21 protein-coding genes are annotated in these 23374 nt (G+C 69.4%); 9 read left to right on the forward strand and 12 right to left on the reverse strand.

Going from position 1 to position 23374, the window contains the following annotated elements; all coding sequences use genetic code 11:
- Positions 1 to 62 precede the first annotated feature (62 nt).
- Genes MUN33_RS06740 through MUN33_RS06765 form a run of 6 tightly spaced genes read left to right on the forward strand, consistent with a single transcriptional unit; the run spans position 63 to position 5562 of the window.
- On the forward strand, positions 63 to 1286 hold the full coding sequence (locus tag MUN33_RS06740) for a homogentisate 1,2-dioxygenase (protein WP_244804136.1): 1224 nt from the start codon (positions 63 to 65) through the stop codon (positions 1284 to 1286).
- Entirely contained in the window at positions 1283 to 2146 is an 864-nt protein-coding gene (locus MUN33_RS06745; RefSeq protein ID WP_244804137.1) for a hypothetical protein, read from the forward strand. The genes MUN33_RS06740 and MUN33_RS06745 overlap by 4 nt, the downstream gene beginning before the upstream one ends.
- Positions 2147 to 2184: 38 nt before the next feature.
- Entirely contained in the window at positions 2185 to 3420 is a 1236-nt protein-coding gene (locus MUN33_RS06750) for a fumarylacetoacetate hydrolase family protein (protein ID WP_244804138.1), read from the forward strand.
- Between the two features lie 5 nt (positions 3421 to 3425).
- A complete protein-coding gene (locus MUN33_RS06755; protein ID WP_244804139.1) occupies positions 3426 to 4157 on the forward strand; it encodes a CoA transferase subunit A in 732 nt (243 codons plus the stop codon).
- Entirely contained in the window at positions 4154 to 4801 is a 648-nt protein-coding gene (locus tag MUN33_RS06760) for a CoA transferase subunit B (protein ID WP_244804140.1), read from the forward strand. The genes MUN33_RS06755 and MUN33_RS06760 overlap by 4 nt, the downstream gene beginning before the upstream one ends.
- Complete coding sequence (locus MUN33_RS06765; protein WP_244804141.1) at positions 4798 to 5562, forward strand: alpha/beta fold hydrolase; 765 nt, start codon at positions 4798 to 4800, stop codon at positions 5560 to 5562. The genes MUN33_RS06760 and MUN33_RS06765 overlap by 4 nt, the downstream gene beginning before the upstream one ends.
- A 33-nt stretch (positions 5563 to 5595) precedes the next feature.
- On the opposite strand, the gene MUN33_RS06770 is transcribed toward MUN33_RS06765, so the two are convergent.
- Together MUN33_RS06770 and MUN33_RS06775 are read right to left on the reverse strand one after the other, a co-directional pair.
- On the reverse strand, positions 5596 to 6117 hold the full coding sequence (locus MUN33_RS06770; protein WP_244804142.1) for a hypothetical protein: 522 nt from the start codon (positions 6115 to 6117) through the stop codon (positions 5596 to 5598).
- A gap of 6 nt (positions 6118 to 6123) precedes the next feature.
- Entirely contained in the window at positions 6124 to 6447 is a 324-nt protein-coding gene (locus MUN33_RS06775; protein WP_244804143.1) for a hypothetical protein, read from the reverse strand.
- Positions 6448 to 6668: 221 nt separating this feature from the next.
- Here MUN33_RS06775 and MUN33_RS06780 point away from each other — a divergent pair, with 221 nt between their 5' ends.
- From MUN33_RS06780 to MUN33_RS06790, 3 genes are read left to right on the forward strand one after another with little or no spacing between them, the layout of a single operon-like run.
- On the forward strand, positions 6669 to 8252 hold the full coding sequence (locus MUN33_RS06780) for a GMC family oxidoreductase (RefSeq protein ID WP_244804144.1): 1584 nt from the start codon (positions 6669 to 6671) through the stop codon (positions 8250 to 8252).
- Complete coding sequence (locus MUN33_RS06785) at positions 8249 to 9544, forward strand: MFS transporter (protein WP_244804145.1); 1296 nt, start codon at positions 8249 to 8251, stop codon at positions 9542 to 9544. Before MUN33_RS06780 ends, MUN33_RS06785 begins: the two co-directional genes overlap by 4 nt.
- Entirely contained in the window at positions 9516 to 10505 is a 990-nt protein-coding gene (locus MUN33_RS06790; RefSeq protein WP_244804146.1) for a helix-turn-helix transcriptional regulator, read from the forward strand. Before MUN33_RS06785 ends, MUN33_RS06790 begins: the two co-directional genes overlap by 29 nt.
- On the opposite strand, the gene MUN33_RS06795 is transcribed toward MUN33_RS06790, so the two are convergent.
- The 10 genes from MUN33_RS06795 to dctP form a co-directional block, all read right to left on the reverse strand.
- Complete coding sequence (locus MUN33_RS06795) at positions 10495 to 11625, reverse strand: class II histone deacetylase (protein WP_244804147.1); 1131 nt, start codon at positions 11623 to 11625, stop codon at positions 10495 to 10497. The genes MUN33_RS06790 and MUN33_RS06795 overlap by 11 nt on opposite strands.
- Before the next feature lie 97 nt (positions 11626 to 11722).
- Positions 11723 to 12979 carry a benzoate/H(+) symporter BenE family transporter gene (locus tag MUN33_RS06800; protein WP_244804148.1) on the reverse strand — a complete coding sequence of 419 codons (1257 nt, stop codon included), beginning with the start codon at positions 12977 to 12979 and terminating at the stop codon, positions 11723 to 11725.
- A 46-nt stretch (positions 12980 to 13025) separates the two neighbouring features.
- Positions 13026 to 15707 (reverse strand): helix-turn-helix transcriptional regulator, encoded by a 2682-nt coding sequence (locus MUN33_RS06805; RefSeq protein WP_244804149.1) that lies wholly within the window; start codon positions 15705 to 15707, stop codon positions 13026 to 13028.
- Positions 15708 to 16538 carry a 1,6-dihydroxycyclohexa-2,4-diene-1-carboxylate dehydrogenase gene (locus tag MUN33_RS06810; protein WP_244804150.1) on the reverse strand — a complete coding sequence of 277 codons (831 nt, stop codon included), beginning with the start codon at positions 16536 to 16538 and terminating at the stop codon, positions 15708 to 15710.
- Positions 16535 to 18127, reverse strand: a complete 1593-nt coding sequence (benC, locus tag MUN33_RS06815) for a benzoate 1,2-dioxygenase electron transfer component BenC (protein WP_244804151.1) — start codon at positions 18125 to 18127, stop codon at positions 16535 to 16537. The genes MUN33_RS06810 and benC overlap by 4 nt, the downstream gene beginning before the upstream one ends.
- Before the next feature lie 9 nt (positions 18128 to 18136).
- Positions 18137 to 18643, reverse strand: a complete 507-nt coding sequence (gene benB / locus MUN33_RS06820; RefSeq protein WP_439647839.1) for a benzoate 1,2-dioxygenase small subunit — start codon at positions 18641 to 18643, stop codon at positions 18137 to 18139.
- Positions 18644 to 18671: 28 nt separating this feature from the next.
- The gene (gene benA, locus MUN33_RS06825; RefSeq protein WP_244804152.1) at positions 18672 to 20150 is read right to left on the reverse strand and encodes a benzoate 1,2-dioxygenase large subunit; all 1479 of its coding nucleotides are present in this window, start codon (positions 20148 to 20150) and stop codon (positions 18672 to 18674) included.
- A 121-nt stretch (positions 20151 to 20271) separates the two neighbouring features.
- Positions 20272 to 21603, reverse strand: coding sequence for a TRAP transporter large permease (locus MUN33_RS06830; protein ID WP_244804153.1), 1332 nt, complete (start codon positions 21601 to 21603; stop codon positions 20272 to 20274).
- A gap of 3 nt (positions 21604 to 21606) precedes the next feature.
- Positions 21607 to 22245: a TRAP transporter small permease subunit gene (locus MUN33_RS06835; protein WP_244804154.1), complete on the reverse strand. Its 639-nt coding sequence runs from the start codon at positions 22243 to 22245 to the stop codon at positions 21607 to 21609.
- Positions 22242 to 23339, reverse strand: a complete 1098-nt coding sequence (gene dctP / locus MUN33_RS06840) for a TRAP transporter substrate-binding protein DctP (RefSeq protein WP_244804155.1) — start codon at positions 23337 to 23339, stop codon at positions 22242 to 22244. The genes MUN33_RS06835 and dctP overlap by 4 nt, the downstream gene beginning before the upstream one ends.
- Positions 23340 to 23374 lie beyond the last annotated feature (35 nt).

Here is a 23374-nt window from a genome sequence, read left to right on the forward strand (position 1 = left end):
TCACAACTTAACTAGAATGGTGTATGTTTGTCGCCACAGTCATTTCCTTGAAGGAGGACACCATGGCCTACTACCGCAGCCTCGGGACGCTCCCGAAGCACCGTCACACCGCACTCCGTAGCGACAGCGGCGAGCTGCTCTACGAGGAACTCATGGGGGAGGAGGGGTTCTCCTCGGATTCCTCGCTGCTGTACCACCGTGGGATCCCCTCCGCGCTCGTGGACATCCGTCCCTGGGACGTCCCCGACCACACGCTCACCCCGAACGACCCGTTGGCTCCGCTGCACCTGAAGCTGCATGACCTCGCCGGCGCGGCCGACGGAACCGACCTGGACGCCGTACGCGGGCGCCGGCTGGTGCTCGGGAACTCCGACGTCCGGCTGAGTTACGCACACGTCAACACCACCTCGCCGCTGTACAAGAGCGGACTGGGCGATGAGCTCGTCTACGTCGAACGGGGTTCCGCCCTGGTCGAGACCCAGTTCGGTCCGTTGGAGGTCGCCGAGGGCGACTACATCAACATCCCGCGGGCCACGATCCACCGCTGGGTACTCCGCGACGGGGAGGACGCGCGCCTGTACTTCATCGAGGCCAGCAGCCACATCGGGCCACCGCGTCGCTACCTGTCCCGGTACGGGCAACTGCTCGAGCACGCACCGTACTGCGAACGGGACCTGCGTGGCCCCGCGGAGCTGCAGCTGGCGGACCCCTCCGAGACGGACGTGGAGCTCTACATCAAGCACCGCGGCTCCGGCCCCTCCGGTATCAGCGGGTCCATCCACGTCCTGCCGACCCACCCGTTCGACGTCGTCGGGTGGGACGGATGCCTCTACCCCTGGGTCTTCAACGTCAACGACTACATGCCGCTGACCGGGAAGGTCCACCAACCACCGCCCTCGCACCAGGTGTTCGAGGGGCACAACTTCGTGGTCTGCAACTTCGTCCCTCGCAAGGTCGACTACGCAGAGGGGGCCATCCCCGTTCCCTACTACCATTCGAACGTCGACTCAGACGAGGTCATGTTCTACGTGGACGGTGACTACGAGGCACGTAAGGGTTCCGGGATCAACAAGGGCTCGGTGTCCCTGCATCCCGGAGGACACCCGCACGGGCCACAGCCCGGTGCCGCGGAGGCGTCGATCGGCAAGGATTTCTTCGATGAACTCGCCGTGATGGTCGACACCTTCCAGCCCCTGTCGCTCGGGGAGGCCGGACGTGCGGTCAACGACCTCTCCTACCGGTCCTCGTGGACCGGCGGGCGTTGGCTGGGGGAGGGGGACCGGTGATGTTCAGGTCGTTCATCGACGACGCCGCCGTCTTCCCCCCGGGCCTGGCGTCGCTCCCCGACGCCGTCGCCAAGCACCTGGAGAACCGGACGCTCCCGGCGGCGGAGTTCACCGGCCCCCTCGTCGTGCCGCTCGCGGACGTCGCCGAGGCGTCGGCACTGGCCGACAGTGCGGCCCTCGACCTCTCGGCGGTCGTGCCGCCGGGTGGTCTGGCCGACGTCGTGGTCCTGCTCGACTCGTTGCCGTCCACGACACGGCTGGCGGCGGTGGAGGTCAAGGTGGACCCGACCACCGGTTCCGGTACGGCGGTGGACACCCAACTCGCGGCGGCGGCGTCCTTCGCCGCGACCCACGGCGACCTCGCCGTGTGGGTCGAGCTGCCGTTCGACCTGGTCGACAGCGCGAGGACGGCGTGGATGCGGGACCACGGGCTCGGACTCAAGTTCCGGACCGGCGGAGTCACCCGGTCGCTGTACCCCAGCCCGGCCGAACTCCTGGCTGTCCTCCACACCGCCGTGCACGCCGACCTCCCGTTCAAGCTCACCGCCGGTCTCCACCGGGCGCTGCGCTACCGGGAACAGCCGGCCGGGGAGACCCTGGACCACTTCGGGTTCCTCAACATCGCCGCAGCGGTGGTCGCCCTCCGCGCCGGTGACCCCGACCGCGCCGAGATCCTGCTCGGCAGCGACGACGGGGGCGAGGTCCTCCGCACCGTCCAGGCGGGCACCGGCTGGCGGGAGAGCTTCACCAGCTTCGGGGCGTGCAGCACCCTCGAGCCGTTGACGACCCTGAGCGAACTCGGGGGTGTCGGCGACCACGTGCTCGAGGGGCTGACCGAACCCGAGTCGTCCCACAACTGAGTCCCACGAGAGAGTCCCACGAGAGAGGAAGTACACCCATGACTACTGCAGCAGAGACATTCTCCACCGACGGGTTCGGGACCGCGAACCTCCCCTATGCGTCGGTCACCGCGGCGGACCGGGGCGACCGGGCGTTCCTCGCGACCCGCCTGGGCGACCGCGTCATCGACATCGCCGCGCTCGCCGAGGCCCTCGGTGGTCTCGACCCCGAGGTCGTGGAGGCGGTGGGCGGCCCCGGGCTGGACGGCGTGCTCGCCGGCGGCCCCGCGGTCTGGCGTCCACTCCGTCGCTGGCTCACCGACGCGGTGACGGCGGAGGGAAGTGCCGCGGCCGTGGAGGCGGCGAGCGTGGACGTCGGCCAGGTGAGCTACCGCATGCCGTTCACGCCGGCGGACTACGTGGACTACTACGCCAGCGAGGACCACGCGACGAACATCGGCAGGATGTTCCGGCCCGACGAGGCGGCCCTGAAACCGAACTGGAAGCATCTTCCGGTCGGGTACCACGGCCGCTCCGGCACCGTCGTGATCTCGGGGACGGACGTCATCCGGCCCAAGGGCCTGCGCCCGACCCCCGACGGCGTCCCGGACTTCGGGCCGTCGACACGCCTGGACATCGAGGCCGAGATGGGCTTCGTCTGCGGCGGAGCCCCGGCAGGCACCGAGGTCGCGGTGGCGGACGCCGCGGACCACATCTTCGGTGTGTTCCTCTTCAACGACTGGTCGGCCCGCGACATCCAGAACTTCGAGTACGTGCCGCTGGGACCGAACCTGGGCAAGTCCTTCGCCTCGTCGGTGGGCACCTGGGTGGTCCCCTTCGAGGCGTTGGAGGAGGCCCGTGTCGACACACCCCCGCGGGAGTTCGCGCTCGCGGACTACCTCCGGGACGGTGCCGAGGCCGGTGGCCCGTGGGGCCTGGACATCCACATGGAGGTGGAGCTCGACGGTGAGGTCGTGTCCCGCCCCGAGTACCGGCGGATGTACTGGACCGCCCCCCAGATGCTGGCGCACATGACGGTCAACGGCGGGTCCCTGCGCGCCGGGGACATGTTCGGGTCGGGCACGGTCTCCGGCCCGGAGAAGGATACCCGGGGGTCGTTCATGGAGCTGTCCTGGGGCGGCAAGGAGCCGTTGGTGCTCCGGGACGGCACGGAGATGGTCTTCCTCCGGGACGGACAGACCGTGGTGATGCGCGCCACCGCACCGGGGCCGGACGGGCAGACCCTCGACTTCGGCGAGTGCGTCGGCACGGTCCGTCCGGCGACGGGGGTGTGAACAGCATGCGGAAGACGACAGACGGTACGGCGGCGGAACTCGTCGCCGGGTACGCCCGCGACGGCATGACGGTCGCGGTGGGTGGCTTCGGCCTGTCCGGCAACCCGTTCGACCTGATCGAGGGGTTGCGCGACTCCGGGGTGAAGGACCTCACCATCGTGTCCAACAACATGGGGGTCGACGGGCAGGGCCTCGGCATCCTGCTGGAGAACAACCAGGTCAGCAAGGTGATCGCCTCCTACGTGGGGGAGAACCGCCGCTTCGCGGAACTCTACCTGTCCGGTGACCTCGAGGTCGAGTTCACCCCGCAGGGGACGCTGGCCGAACGGCTCCGGGCAGGGGGCGCCGGGATCCCGGCGTTCTACACGGCGACCGGGGTCGGTACCCTCGTCGCCGAGGGGAAGCCGACCGCCGAGTTCGACGGCCGGACCTACGTCCAGGAGCGGGGCATCGTCGCCGACCTGGCGCTCGTCCACGCCGCCCGCGGGGACGTGGACGGCAACCTCGTCTACCACCTGACCGCGCAGAACTTCAATCCGTTGTGCGCGACCGCCGGGACGGTCACCCTCGCCGAGGTCGAGCACCTCGGCGGCCGGGGGACGGTCGCCCCGGACGCGGTGATGACACCGGGGGTGTTCGTCCAACGGGTCATCGAAGCGGTACCGAGGGAGAAACCGGTCGAGAAGCGGACGGTACGGCCCCGGCACGGGGCCATGACGGACGGGGTGGCGGTATGAGCTGGACACGGGAGGAGATGGCGGCGGTCGCCGCCCGCGAGCTCAGTGACGGTGACTACGTCAACCTCGGCATCGGGATGCCCACGCTGGTCGCCAACCATCTGCCCGAGGGCATCCACGTCACGCTCCAGAGCGAGAACGGCATCCTCGGGATGGGCCCTTTCCCTCTGGAGGGCGACGAGGACCCCGACCTCATCAACGCGGGGAAGCAGACCGTGATCCTGCTGCCTGGGGCGTCGGTGTTCGACTCCGCGACGAGTTTCGCCATGATCCGGGGCGGCCACGTCAAGGTCGCCATCCTCGGCGCGATGGAGGTCAGCGCCACCGGTGACCTGGCCAACTGGATGGTCCCCGGGCACATGGTCAAGGGCATGGGCGGGGCGATGGACCTGGTGGCGGGGACGCCGCGGGTGGTGGTGATGACCACGCACACCACCCGGGACGGTTCCCCGAAGATCCGGCGCGAATGCTCCCTGCCGTTGACCGGCGTGGGTGTTGTCGACAGGATCATCACCGACCTCGCCTGTTTCGAGGTCACCGACACCGGCCTGGTGCTCACCGAGTGTGCACCGGGTGTGGGTGTCGAGGAGGTCCGGGCGATGACGGAGGCGGAGTTCATGGTGGACGAGAGGACGGGACGATGAGTGTCCAGGCGAGGACGACAGGGACCGGCGACCACGCGGTGGTGTGCCTGAACGGGTGGTTCGGCCACTCCGGCGGCTGGGGGCCGTGGGAGAGGCACTTGGACACCGACAGCTTCACGTGGGTGTTCCCCGACTACCGGGGCTACGGTGGGCGCCGGGACGTCTCGGGGGACTTCACCGTCGACGAGATCTCCGCGGACATGTGCGCACTGCTGGAGGAGCTGCCGTGTGCCCGGGTCTCGCTGCTCGGCCACTCCATGGGTGGCGTGTTCATGCAGCGTGTCCTCGCCGACACGTCCCGCAGCATCGAGTCGCTGGTCGGTGTCTCTCCGGTGGGGGCCGCGGGGACACCGATGGGTGGCGAACAGCGTGCCCTCTTCGAGGCGGCGGAGTCCGACACCGGTGCACGCCGGACGATCATCGACATCACCACCGGGAACAGCCTGCCGCAGCGGTTCGCCCGGACCGTGGCGGAGGACAGCCGGGTGACGTCGGTCGACGCGGCCGTGGGCGGGTATTTCCGGGCCTGGGCCGACGCCGACTTCCTCGGTGAACTCGGGACGAGGGACGTCCCCGTGAAGGTCTTCGTGGGGGACCGGGACCCGGCGGTCACCGAGGACGCGGTGCGGTCCAGCTTCGGTGTGACCTATCCTCGTCTGGAAATCGATGTTCTGCCGGAGGTCGGTCATTACGCGATGGACGAGATGCCGCTGAACGTGGCTGCGAAGGTGGGGCGGTTTCTGGGACGACCGACTATCTGAGAGCACTATCTGCCCCCGGGGCACTCCGCGCCCTCAGCTCACCTGCCGGCGCAGCATCTCCAGATGGAGAGTGGTGAGATCCTGCTGGTGCAGGTGCTCGATGCGCTGTTCGCGGTCGAGTTGGTGTTCGGCGGCGGCGAGGAGCTCCTCGCCACGCTTCATGTGGGTGTTGATGTCGTCGAAGAGGGCCTGGGCGACCTCGTCCACGGATTCGGCGAAGTACGCCTTCTCCAGGGTCGTGCCCACCCCGCGGTTACGTTGCAGGTCGTCCCAGGAGGTCAGCGCGGAGGAGAGACGGCGTGCGGACGTTGTCGAGAGTTCCGCCAACGTCGCGTCGAAGTCGCTGAGAGCGGCCTGCGCCTTAGGGCGTTCGGAGACACCGAACCAGAACATGAGGACCAGGGCGACGCCTCCGAGTGCTCCACCCACGATGAGGACGACACCCAGGATGACGAGTCCGATCTTGATGGCCCACGCGAGGATGACGACGGCAATGCCTGCCAGGATGATGAGGGCGCATCCGCTGCCGGGGTTGTCTTGACCTTTACTGCTCATGGAGAATCACTCGCCCCCGATCTCCATGTCGACGCCCACATTGAACAGCCAGATGCCCAGTAGCACCGTGAGTACCGCACCGACGACGGTCAGCACGGAATAGAGGATGGCGGCCTCCACTGAGTAGGTGTGGGAGAAGGCTGCCCGACGTTGCTCGGCGATCTTCTGGAGGTCGCGGGTCGTGGACTCCAGTACCTCGGACACGAGCTTCCGGTGTGCGGTGGCGTCGGGTGTGGGCGCAGGGACACCGATGCGGGGTGTGGGGACCGCCGGGGTGAAGGCATCGTGCCGTGTCCTTGCCACGATCTCCAGTTCTGGTGTGTCATTCATGAAGGTGAGGTTACGTGCCGCTGTGGACATGAGGCGGTGGAGGGCCCCTCCCTGCTCGAACTTCTGATCGCTTTCGTGCCGCCGTCCCCGGTGTCACTCCAGGCCAAGTGCGCGGCACTCCACGACAAATCGGCGCGCAGGTCGCTGACTAGCGTTTACCGGTGAAACTACTTCAGTTGTTCCACGGGCCCCAGCGTCCCGTGGACGGAGAACGGGACGCCATGGATACAACGGACACAACGGACAGAACACAGGGGACACCGGACACCGGCTACATCGTCGTCGGTGCCGGATCCGCCGGCAGCGTGGTGGCACGTCGTCTGCTCGACGCGGGCGAGAAGGTCACCGTCATTGAAGCCGGCGGGTACGACACCAACCCGTTGATCGCCGACCTGTGGTCGTCGGTCCGGCTGTGGCACGGCCCGGAGGACTGGGACTTCCACACCGTCGAGCAGGAGTCGTGTGCGGGCCGCCGGATCCACCTGCCCCGCGGGAAAGTGATGGGCGGCTCGCACGCGCTCAACGGCACCATCTGGTGCCGCGGTGCACGACAGGACTACGACACGTGGTCCTACCTGGGGTGCCCGGGGTGGGGGTGGGACGACGTGCTGCCGGTGTTCCGCGCCATCGAGAACTTCGACGGCGGCGCCTCCGACACCAGGGGAGGGGACGGGCTGCTGGACGTCGTCGAGGGGTACGAGGTCAACCCGGTGCAGGAGAGCATCCTGCAGGCGGCGGTGGAGATCGGCCTGCCGGTGAACCCGGACTACAACGACGGCGAGGTCGACGGGGTCTCCCGGATGCAGCTCAACGTCCGCGGGGGCAAGCGGTTCAATACCTGGCACGCCTACCTGCGCCCGGTCGCCGACCACCCGGACCTGCAGATCATCACCGGTGCCGAGGTCGAGCGGCTCCTCGTCGAGGACGGCGCGGTCACCGGTGTCCAGTACGTCCGGGACAACCGCCGCGAGACGCTCCGGGCAGGGGAGACGGTCCTGGCTGCCGGTGCGGTGGGGTCACCGGTGATCCTGCTGCGTTCCGGCATCGGCCCGGCAGAGGAACTCGCCGCGGTCGGTGTCGAGCCCGTCCTCGACCTGCCGGGCGTGGGCAGGAACCTGCAGGACCACTTCCTGGTCCCGGTCGTCTTTACCACGGAGACCCCGGTCCCCGCCCCGACGACCGGGGTGGCCGAGACCCACCACTTCTGGAGGAGTCGACCGGACCTGACCGTGCCGGACACCCAGCCCATCCACTTCTCGATCCCGATGTACCTGGACGGCATGACCGGACCGGACAACGGGTTCTCACTGGTGGCCGGGCTGATCCGACCCCAGGCCCGCGGCACGGTGACCTTGTCCGGCCCCGGTCTCGCCGATGAACCGCGGATCGACCTGTCCGCGCTGGACAACGCCTCCGACACCGATGCACTGGTGGCCTCGGTCCGTCAGTGCCGCGAGATGGGGCGGACCCGCGCGCTCGCCGGATGGGGAGCCCGCGAGCTCTACCCCGGCCCCGACGTCGCCGACGACGACGCCTCACTGGAGGACTACGTCCGGCACCACGTGAGCACCTACCACCACCAGGTGGGGACCTGCCGGATGGGACTGGACGCCGGCGCGGTGGTGGACCCACGGACCCTGACGGTACGGGGGCTCACGGGGGTACGCGTCGCCGACGCCTCGGTGATGCCCCTGGTCACCACCGGGAACACCAACGCCGCGGCGATCCTCGTCGGGGAACGCGCGGCATCATTCATCGTCGGCGGCACGGGCCGTCGCGACAACACGATCGGAGAACTGGTGTGACTACGTCAGCACCCGGGGCCACCGGCACCCGGAGCCCCCTGTCCAGCACCGCCGTGGTGGCGTTGTGCATGTTCGTGGTGGTCATGGAGGGGTACAACCTGATCACCTTCGGCATCACGGTGCCGCTGCTCCTCGACGACCCCGCCCTCGGCCTCGACCCGGCCACCGCCGGACTCATCGGCGGTGTCGTCTACGCCGGTGGACTCGTCGGGATCCTGGTCAGCGGTCCACTGGCCGACCGGTGGGGACGGCACCGGCTGATGTCCGTGGCCGTCGGCGTCTTCGCCGTCGGCGCCGTGCTGGTCGCGCTCGCCCCGAACGCCACGGTGATCGGCCTGGCACGGGTGCTCACCGGAATCGGCATCGGTGCCGCGTTCACCTCGGCGATGACGCTGGCCCGCAACCACGCCGCGGTCAACCGGGCCAGTCTGGTGATCACCCTGACCACCGCAGGCGTGCCGGTCGGCGGTGTCCTGGCGTCGCTGTTCGGGATCTTCCTCATGCCGCACTGGGGGTGGCGGTCGAACTACTGGGCCGGCGCGGTCCTCACCCTCGTCATCCTCGCGGTGTCGCTGGCCTGCCACATCCGTGAGCCGGAGGAGGTCAGGAACACCACACTGAGCCCGTCCCGACGGCTGACCTCCCTGTTCGCCCCCTCGACCCGGGTCGTGGTCATCTTCGTGGCGCTGGCCAGTGTGGTCAACCTCGTGACCTGGCTGGGGCTGAACGCCTGGCTCGCCGAGGCGATGCGTAGCAGCGGTTTCAGCCTGACCCAGGCGTTGACGCTCACCTTCGTGCTCACCGGCGCCGCCGTCGTCGGTTCCTGGTTCACCGCCACCGCAGGCGACCGGGTCGGCCCGGCGAGAGTGGCGGTCGTCTGCGCCGCCCTCACCCTGGCCGGGCTCCTCGGGCTGCTGACCGAACCGGCGTCACTCGTCCTCGCGGTCATCTTCGTCGGCCTGATGGGGATCGGCGGACACTCCACCCAGAACCTCATCAGTGCCGCGGCGACCAACCAGGTCGCCCCGCCGCTGCGGGGTACGGTCATCGCGATCACCAACGCCATGGCCTACGTCGGGTCGTTCCTCGGCCCGGTGGTCGGCGGGCGCGCCTTCGCCGCCGGTGGGTCCCCGTCCCTGTTCGCGCTGTACGCGGGGTGTGCCGCGGTGTGCCTGGCGATGACGGTGGGAATCGTGGCCGGCGGGCGACGTACGTCGCGGGGGACCGGCCACCGGGGATCCGGGGCCGGTAGTCTCGGACCCGATGATGCACGGATTCCGGACCCCGCCTGACCCGTTGCCCCGGTCGGGGGCGGGCACCCCCGACCTCGGGACCTCCTTCGAGCTCCTGCGGGCGCTCATCCCCTTCGACGCGGCGCAGGTCCTCGCGATCGACGGGGACCCCGGTGTGTCCCGGCCGGTCGAGATCTTCCGTACGGGCTACTCCTCCAACACCGCCTGGGCGCTGGCGCACATGTTCCCGCGCAAGGAGACCCTGGGGTTCACCCGCTACGCCAGTGCCGACGCGCCGTTGCCGCCGACGCTCTCGACGTCCGAGGTGCGCGGCGAGTTCACCTCCTCCCGCCTGTTCCGCGACCACCTCGCCCAGGAGGGGTACGCCGACGGGATGACCCTCGAACTGTTCTGCGGGGAGTCCCCGGTGGGGATGGCACACTTCTCCGGCCGTGACCCCCGAGCTTTCGACGGGCCTCCCCGGGAAGCGGCGCTGGCCGTCTCCGGTCTGCTGGGGGTCCTCGTCGCCGAGGTCCGGGCACGGTACCCCGGCACCGGTGCAGCACCCGGGGCGCGTCGCGAGGCGCAGCACGACCCGGACGTCGGGCGCCGGTTGGCCGCCGACGAGGCGTTCACCCGGCATGTCGACGCGTTCTGCACCGGACCGCTGGCATTCGTCGAACACCTGTGGTGGGTGGACGGGAAGGCGGTGACCGTCGAGATCGTCCAACCGGGGCAGGTCACGGCCCGCCCCGCGCCGGGCGGGCTCACCCGTGGCCTGACCGGCCAGGAACTGCAGGTGCTCAGTGCCCTGTGCTGCGGTGCCTCCGACGCCGACATCGCGGCCCGTCTGTACCTGGGGGTGCGCACGGTCCAGGCGTACGTCAGCTCGCTACGCACCAAACTGGACGCGGCGAGCCGTCTGGAGGCCGTGGTGATCGCCCTCGGCTCGGGTCTCTACATCCCCCACCCCGACACCGCGCCCCTGCACCAGATCGTCCGCGGCACCGTCACGCGGTAGGTACGTTAGCCACCAGTTCGGCTGCCGCGGCGACGGCCTGGCGCTGGTGGTCGTGGAGGTCGTCGACACCCTGCGGGTCGAGCACCGGGGAGTAGGGGTCGCCGAACCCGGTCTCGGTGCCGGTGAGGACCTCGAGCACCCCGAGTCCGCAGACGGGGACGTAGTAGGGGCTGTAGCCGCCCTCCTGGATGAACACCGCCTTGCCGTCGCACAGCTCGTCGGCGGCCTCCATCACCAGTTCCGTCATCGCCTTGAAGCCCTTCTGGGTGACCATCTGCCGGGCCAGGGGATCCATCGCCGCGGCGTCGAAACCACTGGCGACGATGATCAGTTCCGGCTGGAAGGCGCGCAGGGCCGGGATGACGACGTCGCGCACCGCGAGTTCGTAGACGGCGTTCCCGCTGCCCGGGGGCAGGGGGATGTTGAGGGCGGCGCCCGCCCCGGCGCCGGCACCGTTCTCCTCCCGGAAGCCGGAGTCCGCCGGGAAGCACCGGTCCTGGTGCAGTGAGACGGTCAGCACCGACGGGTCGTCCCACCAGATGTCCTGGGTGCCGTTGCCGTGGTGCACGTCCCAGTCGACGACGGCGATGCGGGAGACGCCGAGTACCTCGCGGGCGTGGGCGGCGGCGACGGAGACGTTGTTGAACAGGCAGAACCCCATGCCGCGGGCGCGTTCGGCGTGGTGTCCGGGCGGGTTGACCAGGGCGTAGGCCACGTCCACCTCGCCGTTGACCACGGCGGTGGTGGCGCTGACCGCACCTCCGGCGGACCGGAGCCCGATGTCGTAACCGCCGCGCCCCAGCGGCGTCGCCCCGTCGCCGCCGTCGCCGCCGCACCGGCTCTCCGACTGGGACCGGATGTCGTCGACGTGTCCGGCGGTGTGGACCCGGAGCAGGTCCTCCTCCGTCGCGGCGACCGCGGGCACCGGGGTCAGCAGGTCACGCAGCGGGGAGACCTGGACCGCCTCGTGGAACCGGCGTTTGGTGTCGGCGTGGGCGATGTGGTGGCTGATGGGTTGCAGACCGCGGGCCGGGTCGGCGGGTGTGAACCCGCCGCTGCCGCTGTCCACCCACCCGTAGAGGGTGTCCCAGAGGTATCCGACGCGTCGTGGCTGTGACATGGTTCCGTCTCCTGGTGTTGTAGTGAGCTGTGACACTGCAAAGCTACGTCCGTGCCCGTGGACCCCGGTACCGGAAAACTACGGTAGTTCGCCCCGGCTACGCCGACGGCGGCGACGGCCGGTCCACCAGGCGTGCGACGACGAGGCCCGCCACCAGACCCCAGAACGGGGCGGTGACCCCGGCGAGCACCAGGTCGGAGAAGGTGACCAGGAGACACACCAGTGCCCCTGTCGACGCGGGACCGGAGAATGCCGCGAGGAACGCGTTCTTCAGCGGGGCCAGCATCGCCAGGCCGGCGAGCACAGCGAGGAACACCGCGGGCATGGCCAGCACCAGCCCGGTGAACGCCGGTGCGACGATGCCGACCGCGATCGCCCCGGTGCCGCACACCAGGGCACCGGTGTACTGCCGTGACCGTTCGCCACCACTGACGATCAGTGCGTTCGTCGGGCCGGTGAGGCAGGTCGGCACCGTCCCGACCAGTGCCATCGGCAGCGACCACAGGCCCGACGCCGCGGCCGCGACATTGGTCGGCGGCCGGTGCCCGGCGGCACGCAGGACCGCGACGCCCTGGCCGTTCTGCACGATGACCACCGTGATGGCCAGCGGCACCACCAGTTCGGCCATCGCCGCCCACGAGAACTCCGGGGTGGTCAACTCCGGCCGGGCGACGACACCGTCGTCCAGCGCGCCGGGCGCCATGCTTCCACCGGCGACCACCACGACGATCCCGACGACGGTGGCCGCGGCCACCGGGGGAAGGACACGGCCGAGCGTCGGTACGGCGGTGAGGACGATGAACACGACGATCATCGGCAGGGCGACGGACGGTTCGTCGGTCGAGGCGTCCACGAGGTCCAGGCCGAACCGGAGGAAGACCCCGGCGACCATCGCCATCACGATCTGCGGTGGCAGCAGGTCCATGATCCTGCCGACGAGACCGGACCACCCGAGCAGGAACACCAGGACACCGGTGGCGAGGTAGGCGCCGACGACCTCGCTGAAGGTCAGGTGGGTCAGGGCGTCGCCGACGATCACGGTGCCCGGGATCGTCCAGAACACCGCGAAGGGCGTGCGGTACAGCCACGTGAGCAGGATCGTCAGGACACCGTTTCCGAGGAAGGCCCCGAAGATCCACGAGGCGGTGGCGCCCTGCGACAGCCCGCCCTGGCCGGCGGCCGTCAGGATGACGGCGATCGGCCCGGAGGCGGAGAACAGCAGGGCGACCAGACCGTTGGCGACGGCGGTGGGGTTCAGGTCGGCCAGCACGCCACGGAGCGACGGTGCCTGCGTGTCCGGGCGTTCCAGTGCCAGGAGCGGAAACCCGCTCCGGCCGGGGGTGGACGAGGTCATCTGCGGAGTCCTTTCATCGTGGGGGCCGTCAGCACCGGTCAGGGAGTCAGGCACGGTCATCGAGGGCCCTGGCGAGGTCGGAGCGGGAGCGGATCCCGAGTTTCCGGTACACCCGCGTGAGGTGGTACTCGACGGTCTTGGGGGAGAGGAAGAGGTCCCGGGCGACCTCGCGGTTGGTGGCCCCGTCGGCGACCGCCGCGGCGATCTCCTTCTCCTGGGGCGTCATTCCTGTGGCGTCCACGGTGCGGGGGCCGAGCCCGCCGGCCCGCCGTTCCCGGTTGCACCGTTCCACGAAGGTCGTCGCACCCATCGCGGCGAACACCTCGGCGGCGCGGGCGAATTGCTCGTCGGCCCGCCTGCGCTGGCCGAGTCGTCTCAGCAGCTGGCCGTACTCGAAGAGGATCCGGCTCTGGTACGACGGCATCGGCAGCGTGCCTATGGCGTCGGCGGCGTCGTCGAGCACCCGGAGGCCGGCGTCGACGTCACCGCGCTGGATCAGGAGGTTTCCCCGGGGGACGCCGAGTTTCGCCTGCAGCGACAGCAGCCCGGACGCCGCGGCGCGTTCCTCGGCCAGGGTGGTGACCTCCTCGGCCTCGGCGAACCTGCCCGCCCGCATCAGGGTCTGGGCCCACACGTCCTCCCACGGCCAGAAGCCCGGTTGGGAGATGTCGGTGTGCCCCTGGATCCCGGTGAGTCTCTCGCCGGCATGGACCGCCGAGGCGAGGTCGTTGTCGAGGCTGCCGAACAGCAGGCGGCACATCGCGGCGGGGACCTGCTCGACCACGAAGGAGTCCGTGCCCACGGCGAAACGGTTCATGTAGTTGCGCGCCAGACCCGGGGCTCCCCGGAAGACGGAGATCTGGGCACCGGTCCACAGCAGCAGCGGTTCGAGGAAGCTGATCCCGAAACGTTCGGCACGGGCCAGCCCGCGCTCCACCGTGGTCATCGCGTCGTCCCATTCGCCCATGACGAACTGCGAACGGGCCAACCAGGCGTCCTGCCACAGGCTGATCCGTTCGGAGCCGTCGACCTGCGTGCGACGCTGGAGCCGCTGCCGGGCGGTGACCGGGTCGTCGAAGACGAGCGAGAGCCACCCCATCGCCATGTTGCGGCGTTGGACGTGCAGCCCGGCGCTGCCGTCGTCGACGGGTTCCTCCGGCATCCGTCCGGTGATCGCGCCCTGGGCGATCAGGGCGATCGCCTGCGACTCGGTACGTGCCGCGGCGCCGGCGGTGGCCCACCGGTCGGCCCGGTCCATCCACGCGACCACCTGCTCCGGCCGCCATTCGGCCAGGTTCAGCAGGGCCTGGCGCGACGCCACGCGGGAGGCCAGCCCACGGGGGACGATGTCGTCCCCGTCGGGCCCGTCCGACGCCAGCTGGTCCGACGCCGAGTCGATGTGGCTGATGGCCTCGGCCCGTCGTCCCTCGTGGAGGGCCAGGTAGCCGAGGACGGAATGCCGCTGCACCGCGGCGGTGCCGACCGGTATCACCGGGGACAACGCCCGGGTGTGCAGCCGTGCGGCGGGGATGTCGGAGGCACCGAGCATCGCCTCGGCGGCGTCCAGACGGTAGCGCTCCCGGTGCGTGGCGTCCGTGGCGATCTCGGCGGCCAGGGTCATGAGTGACGCGGCGCGCCGCCAGTAGCCCGTGGCCCCCAGCCTGTGCCCGCGGTCCGCGATGGTCGCGGCGAGTTCCCCGTCCGGGGTGGTCAACGCCAGGGCCCGGTGCCGCAGCGACGCGTCGGTGTCGCCGAGGCCGGCGAAGTGCTCGGCCGCGACGCGGTGCATCGCGGCGTTCCGGCCCGGCGGGGTCATCGACGTCAGGACCGCACGGTCCGACGGGGAGACCAGGCGCAGCACGGGGTGTCCGGGGCTGGGGTGCAGCAGGCAGAAACCGAGGGACACGGCGTGGTCCATCCCCGTGCCGTCGTCCGCGGTGAGTGTGCGGACCAGGTCGGTCGTCGCACCCTCCGGGAACAGGGCCACGGCCTGCAGTACCGGCAGCAGGGACCTGCCGTGGTCGGCCACGGCGTCGAGTCTCGCCGCCATCGCGTCCCGCCACGACTCCGGGACCGGGATCGAGGGGGACGCCTGCCGCCAGTGGTCCCCCGGGACGGAGTCGAGGACTTCGCGGATCAGGCCGGGACGACCGCCGGTGAGGTCCTGGAGCTGCGCGGCGGCCTCCGGGCCCAACCTGGTTCCGGAGACGGCGAGAGCGAAGGCGCGGACGTCACGCAGGTCGAGCGGAGGCAGCACCGTCACGGTGTCGGCCATCTCCCGTATCAGGCCGGCGGTACCGCTCCCCGCCCCGTCCGGCAGTGACAGCACGACCGCGACGCGGCCCCGGGTACTGTGCCGGGCGAGCGAGACCAGCTCCTGCACGGTGCCGGTGTCGGCCCATTGGGCGTCGTCCACGGCCAGGACGGTCATGGCCCCGGGGACGTCGGCGGTCCCGGCCAGGGTGGCGTCGGCGCCCAGCCGCGCGGCCAGGAGCCGTGCCAGGGTGCCGCTGTCGTGGCCGTGCCACGGAAGCGCGGTGACACGGGCGGACCGCCACCCGGGCAACGCCGCCAGGGTGCCGCGGAGGACACCGCTGCGTCCCGACCCGTGCGGACCGGACACCACCAGCACCCGACCGTCACCGGGGGCGGCGGACTCCACGGCCCGCACGAGCTCGTGGATCGTCGGGCGGAGGATGTCGGCGGTGGAGTCGAGGTGCGCCGCCATCTAACCGCGGTCCCCACCGGCCACCGGGACGACCGTCCCGGTGATGTACGACGCCTCCTCAGACGCCAGGAAGCAGATCGGGGCCGCCTGCTCGTCCAGGGTGCCGTACCGTTTCATCAGCGAGGAGTCGACCGTCTGGTCGACGATCTGGCGGTACCAGCGCTCCTCGTCCTCGCCGTCGGGGCCGGGGCCTCGTCGGATGACGCGTTCCGGTGCCAGGGTCCCGCCGGGGGCCGTCGCCACCACCCGGATCCCGTGCGGGGCGCCCTCGAGCGCCAGGGCGCGGGTCAGCGCGTTGACGCCACCCTTCGCCGCGGCGTAGGGGACCCGGTTGACCCCCGAGGTCGCCACCGACGAGACGTTGACCACGGTGCCGCCGCCGTTGCCGGTGAAGACCGCCATCGCGGCGTGGCACATCCACAGCGTGGGGAACAGGCTGCGGCGGATCTCCTGCTCGATCTCCGGTGCCGAGTAGTGCTCGTAGGGTTTCGCCCAGATGGTGCCGCCGACGTTGTTGACCACGATGTCGAGGGTGCCGAGGACCTCCTCCGCCGTGGCGACGGCGCGCTCCGCCCCGTCGCAGGTCTCCAGGTCGGCGGTGAACGCCGCGACGGTGCCGGCGCCGACGTCGCGCAGGGAGGCGGCGACCTCCTCCACGACGGGGGACCGGTCGACGAGCAGGACGTTGCCGTCCTCGTACGCGATCCGCTGTGCCACGGCTCTCCCGATCCCCTGGGCGGCGCCGGTGACGATCACCGACTGGCCGAAGAACCGTTCCGGCGTGACGTGCCTGGGGCGTTCCCCCGTCCCGGGGCCGACCGGGGCGCTCATGCCCCGGCCTCCGTGTCTGCTCCGCCGTCGATGGCTGTGTTCATGGTGGTGACCGCATGGTCGTTGTGGCTGCGGATGACCGCCGCGGCACGGTCCCGGTCGCCGGCGGCGACGGCGTCCACCAGGGCGAGATGCTCGTCGGCGATGTCCCGGTGGATCCACGTCGCGTCGTTCAGCGTCTCGTTCATGACGTCGACGACGGTGAGGTTGCGGTAGGCCGCGAGGAGTGCCGGGTTCCCCGTACGGGTGAACAGGAACTCGTGGAACCGGTTGTTCGCACGGGTGAACTCCGCCGAGTCGACGATGTGGTCTCCGTCGAGGACGTCGTTGGCGGCCTCGGCGAGGGCCCGGTACTCCGCGATGTCGGCGTCGCCGAGGCGGCCGACGGTCAGTTCGAGGGCCCCGAACTCCAGGGCCATCCGGGCCTCGAACTGCGAGGTGGAGTCGGCCTTCGCCGAGTGGACCTCGCCGATCTCCACACCGGGGGCGGTGATGACGACCTCGGCCCGCGCGGCCGTGCCGTCCCCGGTCTCGGACGTGGTCACCGTCAGGGAGTCCGTGTCCGAGGCGCCGGCGGTGCCGGCCGCCGAGGAGAACTTCTCGTAGTAGAAGTTCTCGGGCTGCTCCGGGAGCTCCTGGAGGAACACCCGCACCGCCTCGACCATCGGCGGGGGACCACACAGGTACACGTCGCAGTCCCCGCCGTGCATGTCCGCCGACGACAGGTGGTCCGTGACGAACCCCGTGCGTTCATGCCCGCAGTCCGGGTCGGAGACGACGGTGAAGAAGTCGAAGTCGGGGAGCCGTCCCCGGTAACCGGCGAGCTGGTCCAGTTTGACCAGGTCCATCTCCGCGGAGGCCCCGTAGACCAGACGCACCGGGACGTCCAGCAGTTCGTCCTCCGTGAGCTTCTCCAGGATGGACAGGATCGGTGCCAGTCCGGTTCCCCCGGCGAGCAGGAGAATCGGACGGAAGGGTTCGCGCAGGAAGAACGACCCCATCGGCCCGGTCATCACCAGCTCGTCACCGACCGCCGCCCGGTCCTCCAGGTAGGTCGTCATCAATCCGCCGCGGGTGAGCTTGACCAGGAACGAGACGGTGTCGTCCGAGGGGCCGGAGGAGAACGAGTACGACCGGGTCTGCTCGGAACCGGGGACGGTGATGTTCATGTACTGGCCGGGCAGGTAGCCCAGGTTCTCCCGGTCGTCGAGCCGGACGGTGAACCCCACCGTGGACTCCGAGTGCCGGACGATCTCGGTCACCTCGCCACGGAGCCGTTGGGCGCCTGTCTTCGCCCGCTCGGAGGTCGTCGCGATCTGGAGGACAAGGTCGGAGTTCGGGGTCATCTGGCAGGGGAGACAGTACCCGTCGGCAGCCTCGGCGCCGGACAGGGCGTCCTCGATGTACTCACCCTCCTCGAAGTCACCCGCTTCACAGAACGCCTTGCACGTTCCGCACGCCCCGTCACGGCAGTCGAAGGGGATGTTGATCCGGGCCTGGTACGCGGCGTCGGCGACCGTCTGGTCCTCGTCGCATTCGATGAACCGGGTGATCCCGTCCTCGAAGGCGAGGGCGATCTGGTGGCTCATGGTGCCCTCCTAGACGTGGTAGATGTCGACGATGTGGTGGATGTAGTCGTTCTTCAGCACGATCCTCTTACTCGTGATCAGCGGGACGTCACCGGAGACGTCCAGGGTGACGAAGGTCGTGCCGAAGTAGGTGTCGGTGGTGTTGTACCGGAAGTAGAAGGTCAGCCAGTTGAACCGGACGTCGACCTCGCCGGCACGGCGGTCGAGGATCTCGACGTCGGTGATGTTGTGCCCCGTGCGCGGCTCCGGCAGGGAGGTCGCCGAGGACCGCTCGGTGCGGATCCGGAACACGCGGTCCTCGAGACCGCCCCGGTTCGGGTAGTAGATCAGCGATATCTCGCGCTGGGGGTCGGTGGTGAGTTCCCCGTTGTCGTCCCAGGCGGGCATCCAGTACTCGGCGTCCTCGCGGTAGCACGACAGCCAGTCCTCGAACCGGCGGTCGTCGAGCAGGCGGGCCTCGCGGTAGAGGAAGTCCTCGACCTCGGTGCGTGTGATGTCGGCGTTGGTCATCGTCATCTCCAGGTGTGTGGGTCGTACAGGGTGGTCAGCCGCGGCGACGGCGGCGGCGCTGTGGGGTGGCGTTCTCACCCGAGGCCCGGTCCCGCGCACGCGAGCGGGCGTAGTCGGTCGTCGCCCGCGACGACGCGGCGTCGTCCGCGGTGAACTTGGTGGTCGTGGCGTCCTTATCCAACGCCGCCTCCATCTGCTCGGCCCAGTACCGGTGCTGGATCGGGTACAGGCCCTCGTCCTCGGCACGGGAGCCGGACGACAGGACCTCGTCCATGCCCAGCCTCGTCGCGACGTCGTTGGCGCCGGCGACCTGCTGGGTCAGGCCACGGGTCATGTCGTTCCACGGGAATGCGCTGGCCTGGTAGGTCTTCTGGCAGGACCTGAACTCCTCCAGGTCGTCCGGTGTGGCCATCCCGGTGGCGTTGAAGAAGTCCTCGTACTGGCGGATACGTGCGGCACGGGCCTCGTCGGACTCGCCCTTGGGCGCGATGCAGTAGATGGTGACCTCGGTCTGGTCCACCGAGATCGGCCTCCAGTGCCTGATCTGGGTGGAGAACTGGTCCATGATGTAGACGTTCGGGTACACGCACAGGTTGCGCGATGCCCCGACCATGAACTCGCCACGTTCGTCACCGTGCAGTTCCTTGAGTTCCCCGAGACGGTCGTAGATCGGCCGGTCCTCGGGGTTGCCCCACGAGGTCCACAGCGCGAGGTGCCCGTAGGGGAAGGAGAAGTACCCGCCGCCCTGGTCGCCCCAGGAGCCGGCGTCCATGGCCTTGGTCTCGTTGGTGGACTCCCCGGAGGCGCGCCGGGAGGTCGTGGCGGCGTAGTTCCAGTGGGTCGATGTCACGTGGTACCCGTCGGCGCCGTTCTCGGCCTGCAGTTTCCAGTTTCCGTCGAAGGTGTAGGTCGAGGCTCCGCGCAACACCTCCAGGCCCTGCGGCGACTGGTCGACGAGCATGTCGATGAGGACCCGGGAGTCGCCGAGGTGCTCCGAGAGAGGCACCACGTCGGGGTTGAGCGAACCGAACAGGAAACCCCGGTATGACTCGAAGACCGGCACCCGACGCAGGTTGTGTGACCCGTCGGTGTTGAAGTTCTCCGGGTAACCGCCGGCCTTCTCGTCCTTGACCTTCAGCAGTTCCCCCGCGTTGGAGAAGGTCCAGCCGTGGAACGGGCACGTCAGGGTCGTCCGGTTGTCGGTCTTGCGCCGGCACAGCATCGCCCCCCGGTGGGAACAGGCGTTGATCAGGCAGTTGAGCTGGCCGTCCTTGCCGCGCGTGATCACCACGGGCTGGCGTCCGATGTAGGTGGTGAAGTAGTCACCGATCTCGGGGATCTGGGAGTCGTGCGCGAGGTACACCCAGTTGCCCTCGAAGATGTGGCGCATCTCCAGGTCGAAGATCTCCGGATCGGTGAAGATCCGGCGGTTGACCCGGACCACGCCGTCCTCCGGGTGTTCTTCCAGGGCGTGGTCCAGGGTGGTGCGAACGTTCTCGGCCGCGGTGGTCACGGGTGTGCTCCTTGGGGTCGGTGGGAACTTTGTCGATGTCCATAGTGGATGGAAATGACGCAGATCACACCGGGAGCGCCCCTAGGGTTGGGTCAGGGTGTGGTGCCCCGCCCCGCCGCGGCTACCCCGCCATGAGTTGCGGCAGGAAGGTCACCAGCCAGGGCAGTAGGCAGAGGATCAGGATCACGACCAGGTCGGAGAGGATCCACGGCACGGCGGCACGGTAGATGGTGGACAGCGAGAGCCAGGAGGCGGTGGACTTCATCACGAACAGACCCATGCCGAACGGCGGGGAGATGTTGCCGATCTGCAGGGTGACCAGCACGATGATCGAGAACCACACCGGGTCCCACCCGAACTGGGTGACGATCGGCATCAACAGCGGTGCGGTGATCAGCATGATCGAGGCCTGGTCGATGAAACAGGACAGGACCACCAGCACCAGCACGATGAGGAACATCATCAGGGCACCGTTGGCGATGCTGCCGGACACCCACTGCACGAGCCCCGCGGTGGCCCCCATGTAGGCCATGATCTGCGAGTACAGGGTGGAGGCCATGACCAGGATGAAGATCGTGCCGGTGATGCGGATACTGCCCACCCCGGCCCCGACCAGGTCCTTGACCGTGAACCGGCCGGTGGCGAAGGCCAGGACGATCGAGGCGAGGGCGCCGAAGCCGGCTGCCTCGGTGGGGGTGGCGATGCCGGCGAAGATGACCACCAGCACGGTGACCGCCAGGATGCCCGGGAGCAGAAGGTTCCTGAGGAACCCCTGGACGACCTCTGACCCGCTGCGCTTCGGCGGCAGGTTCCGGGTGGCGTCCGGTGAGGCGTCGCCGGTGGCGCTGCGCCGGCTCTTCCACAGGACGATCAGCACGTAGCCGACGGCCATCATGATGCCGGGGACGATACCGGCGATGAGCAGGGGGCCGATCGAGACGTTCGCGACCCCGCCCCACAGGATCGCCAGGGCACTCGGCGGGAACACCATCGCCAGTCCACCGGCGGCCAGGATAGAGCCGGCCGACAACCGGGTGTCGTAGCCGGCGGACTTCATCTGGGGCAGGAGGGTGCGGCTGAGCAGCGCGGTGTTGGCCAGCGACGACCCGGAGAGGATGCCGAAGGCGCTGCCTCCGGCGACGGCGACCATCGGGAGGCGGCCGGGGACGCGCCGCAGGAGTTTGGAGATCTCGACGATGGCGTCCTGGGCGATCCGGGCCCGGAACAGCACGTCACCCATGAGGATGAACAGCGGGATGGCGGTGAAGGTGAAACTGTTGACTGAGCTGATCACGCTGAGACTGAGCAGGCGTGAGGTGACCTCGAGGTCACCGAAGATCAGCAGCGACGAGACGATCCCCACGGCGAAGATGCCGAATGCGACCGGGATCCGGAGCAGGAGGACGAGGATGAGTGCCAGGATGTAGAGCGGCAGGAAAATGTACCATTCCATCGTCTACGCCTCCTCTCGCGGCGACGTCGTCGGCGCCGCCTGTCGTGTGCCGGGGTGCCGGGCGACCGCCCGGGCGGACCTGATCGTCGTGATCAGGTGGAAGACCGTGGCGTGCAGCAGGACGGCGAAGCCGATGAACACGGCCGCCGACAGCCAGTACCGGTGCAGGGCCAGTTCGCCGGCCATCGTCGTCTTGGTGGTCCAGTCGTTGACGAGCAGTTCGAGGGCGCTGAAGGTCAGGAACAACGCGACGACCAGCTGCACGACGGCGCCGATGATCTTGCCGGCGACGACGAGCCGTGGCCGGTCGAGCATGTCGATGATCTCGACCTTGAAGTTGTCGTCCGCCGCGGTCGCGGCGGGGACCACCAGCACGGTGATCAGCACCATAGCCAGGGCGGACAGCTCGACGGCACCGAGGACGCCGTGTCCGCTGAACCGCATCACCACCGTGACGGCGATGAAGACGGACAACACGATGATCATCACGGCGCCCAGGTACTCGAGCAGGCGTTCGGGCAGCCATCTGGGCGCGGAGATGTCGGTGGTGTCGTTGACGGTGTCGGGGAGCGTCTCGAGTGCCGCCTCGGCACTGTCGAGCCTGTCGGTCCTGTCGGCACCAGTGGGTTCTCGGGTACTCATCGGGTGTTCTCCTGGCGGGTCTCGGTGTGGAGTCTCTCCGTGTCGGAGATGAAGGCGCCGGCGGGGACCCTGTCGTACCCGCGTCCCTCCAGTGGCACGTCGTACGCCTCGCGGAGGTCCGCGGCGGCGGGGGAGGTCGACAGGATGCGGTCCCAGTCGAGGCCCTCCCAGGCGTCGACGTAGGCCAGTTCGAGCAGGGCCTCGGAGTCCTCGTCACTCAACCGGGACTCCCGGACGCCGGCGTCGTGCCACTGCTGTGTCTCTTCGACGGTCCGCCCGAGGTAGTGGGCGAAGATCTCTGGCTCGGTCTCCGCGAGGGTCTCGGTGAGTGCGTTCCGGGTCCGCTCGTCGAGGCGGTCCCAGGTGCGGTCGTTCATCAGCAGGTTCGCCACGGACTCGTAGAACCGGGGTGCCAGGTCGTGGCTCACCACGCCCTCGAGACCGAGGCTCGACGGCCCCACCGAAGCCCAGGTGGCGCCGGAGACGACGTTGCGCTCCAGGGCCGTGTAGACCTCCCCGCCGGGCAGGTCCACCGGGACCCCGTGCATCTGGCTGACCATGCCAGACGTCGCCGACGAGGTACGGTACGAGTCACCGTGCAGGTCGAGGCCGGTGATGTCCTCGCGGCTGAGGATCACCTGCGGCATGCCCGCGACAGCGCGGCCCAGGTAGGTGACCCCGAGCTGCTCCCGGTGGATCTCGTCGTAGATGTCGACCACACCGTTCTCCCGTTCCTCCATGGGGGTGAACGGGGTGAAGCGGGCGATCTCCATTGCCGGGACCTGGTCGACGTAGTAGTCACCCGGCATGATCCCCATGTCGAAGACGCCGGCGGAGACGCCCTCGATGAGCAGGTTCGGCGCCATGACCTCGGGGCCGCCCTTGAAGTCGACGGTGATCCACGGGGCGGTCTCCTTCAGCCGGTCGATGAACATGAAGACGCCCTCGTTGTTCGAGTGGTTCTTCGCGAAGCCGCTGGCGAGGGTGATCGTGACATCGCCGGCGTTGTCGTCCGTCGCTGCCGAGGAACAGCCGGCCACCAGGAGCGGCACCAGGAGCACCGCCGCCAGTCGTTGTCGTGTCTTTCCGAACATCCTGCCTCCTGACAATGCAGTTTCCGTGGGCCGGG

Source organism: Corynebacterium kalidii (genome assembly GCF_022869005.1).
Classification (GTDB): Bacteria; Actinomycetota; Actinomycetes; order Mycobacteriales; family Mycobacteriaceae; genus Corynebacterium; species Corynebacterium kalidii.

Coding starts and splice junctions, on each gene's coding strand:
- MUN33_RS06770 (WP_244804142.1), bottom strand. CDS start 6,117: ATGAGCAGTAAAGGTCAAGACAACCCCGGCAGCGGATGCGCCCTCATC.
- MUN33_RS06775 (WP_244804143.1), bottom strand. CDS start 6,447: ATGAATGACACACCAGAACTGGAGATCGTGGCAAGGACACGGCACGAT.
- benB (WP_439647839.1), bottom strand. CDS start 18,643: ATGACGATGACCAACGCCGACATCACACGCACCGAGGTCGAGGACTTC.
- MUN33_RS06760 (WP_244804140.1), top strand. CDS start 4,154: ATGAGCTGGACACGGGAGGAGATGGCGGCGGTCGCCGCCCGCGAGCTC.
- MUN33_RS06810 (WP_244804150.1), bottom strand. CDS start 16,538: ATGAGCGCCCCGGTCGGCCCCGGGACGGGGGAACGCCCCAGGCACGTC.
- MUN33_RS06805 (WP_244804149.1), bottom strand. CDS start 15,707: ATGGCGGCGCACCTCGACTCCACCGCCGACATCCTCCGCCCGACGATC.
- MUN33_RS06835 (WP_244804154.1), bottom strand. CDS start 22,245: ATGAGTACCCGAGAACCCACTGGTGCCGACAGGACCGACAGGCTCGAC.
- MUN33_RS06750 (WP_244804138.1), top strand. CDS start 2,185: ATGACTACTGCAGCAGAGACATTCTCCACCGACGGGTTCGGGACCGCG.
- MUN33_RS06795 (WP_244804147.1), bottom strand. CDS start 11,625: ATGTCACAGCCACGACGCGTCGGATACCTCTGGGACACCCTCTACGGG.
- benC (WP_244804151.1), bottom strand. CDS start 18,127: ATGAGCCACCAGATCGCCCTCGCCTTCGAGGACGGGATCACCCGGTTC.
- MUN33_RS06830 (WP_244804153.1), bottom strand. CDS start 21,603: ATGGAATGGTACATTTTCCTGCCGCTCTACATCCTGGCACTCATCCTC.
- MUN33_RS06790 (WP_244804146.1), top strand. CDS start 9,516: ATGATGCACGGATTCCGGACCCCGCCTGACCCGTTGCCCCGGTCGGGG.
- dctP (WP_244804155.1), bottom strand. CDS start 23,339: ATGTTCGGAAAGACACGACAACGACTGGCGGCGGTGCTCCTGGTGCCG.
- MUN33_RS06780 (WP_244804144.1), top strand. CDS start 6,669: ATGGATACAACGGACACAACGGACAGAACACAGGGGACACCGGACACC.
- MUN33_RS06765 (WP_244804141.1), top strand. CDS start 4,798: ATGAGTGTCCAGGCGAGGACGACAGGGACCGGCGACCACGCGGTGGTG.
- MUN33_RS06755 (WP_244804139.1), top strand. CDS start 3,426: ATGCGGAAGACGACAGACGGTACGGCGGCGGAACTCGTCGCCGGGTAC.
- MUN33_RS06740 (WP_244804136.1), top strand. CDS start 63: ATGGCCTACTACCGCAGCCTCGGGACGCTCCCGAAGCACCGTCACACC.
- MUN33_RS06800 (WP_244804148.1), bottom strand. CDS start 12,979: ATGACCTCGTCCACCCCCGGCCGGAGCGGGTTTCCGCTCCTGGCACTG.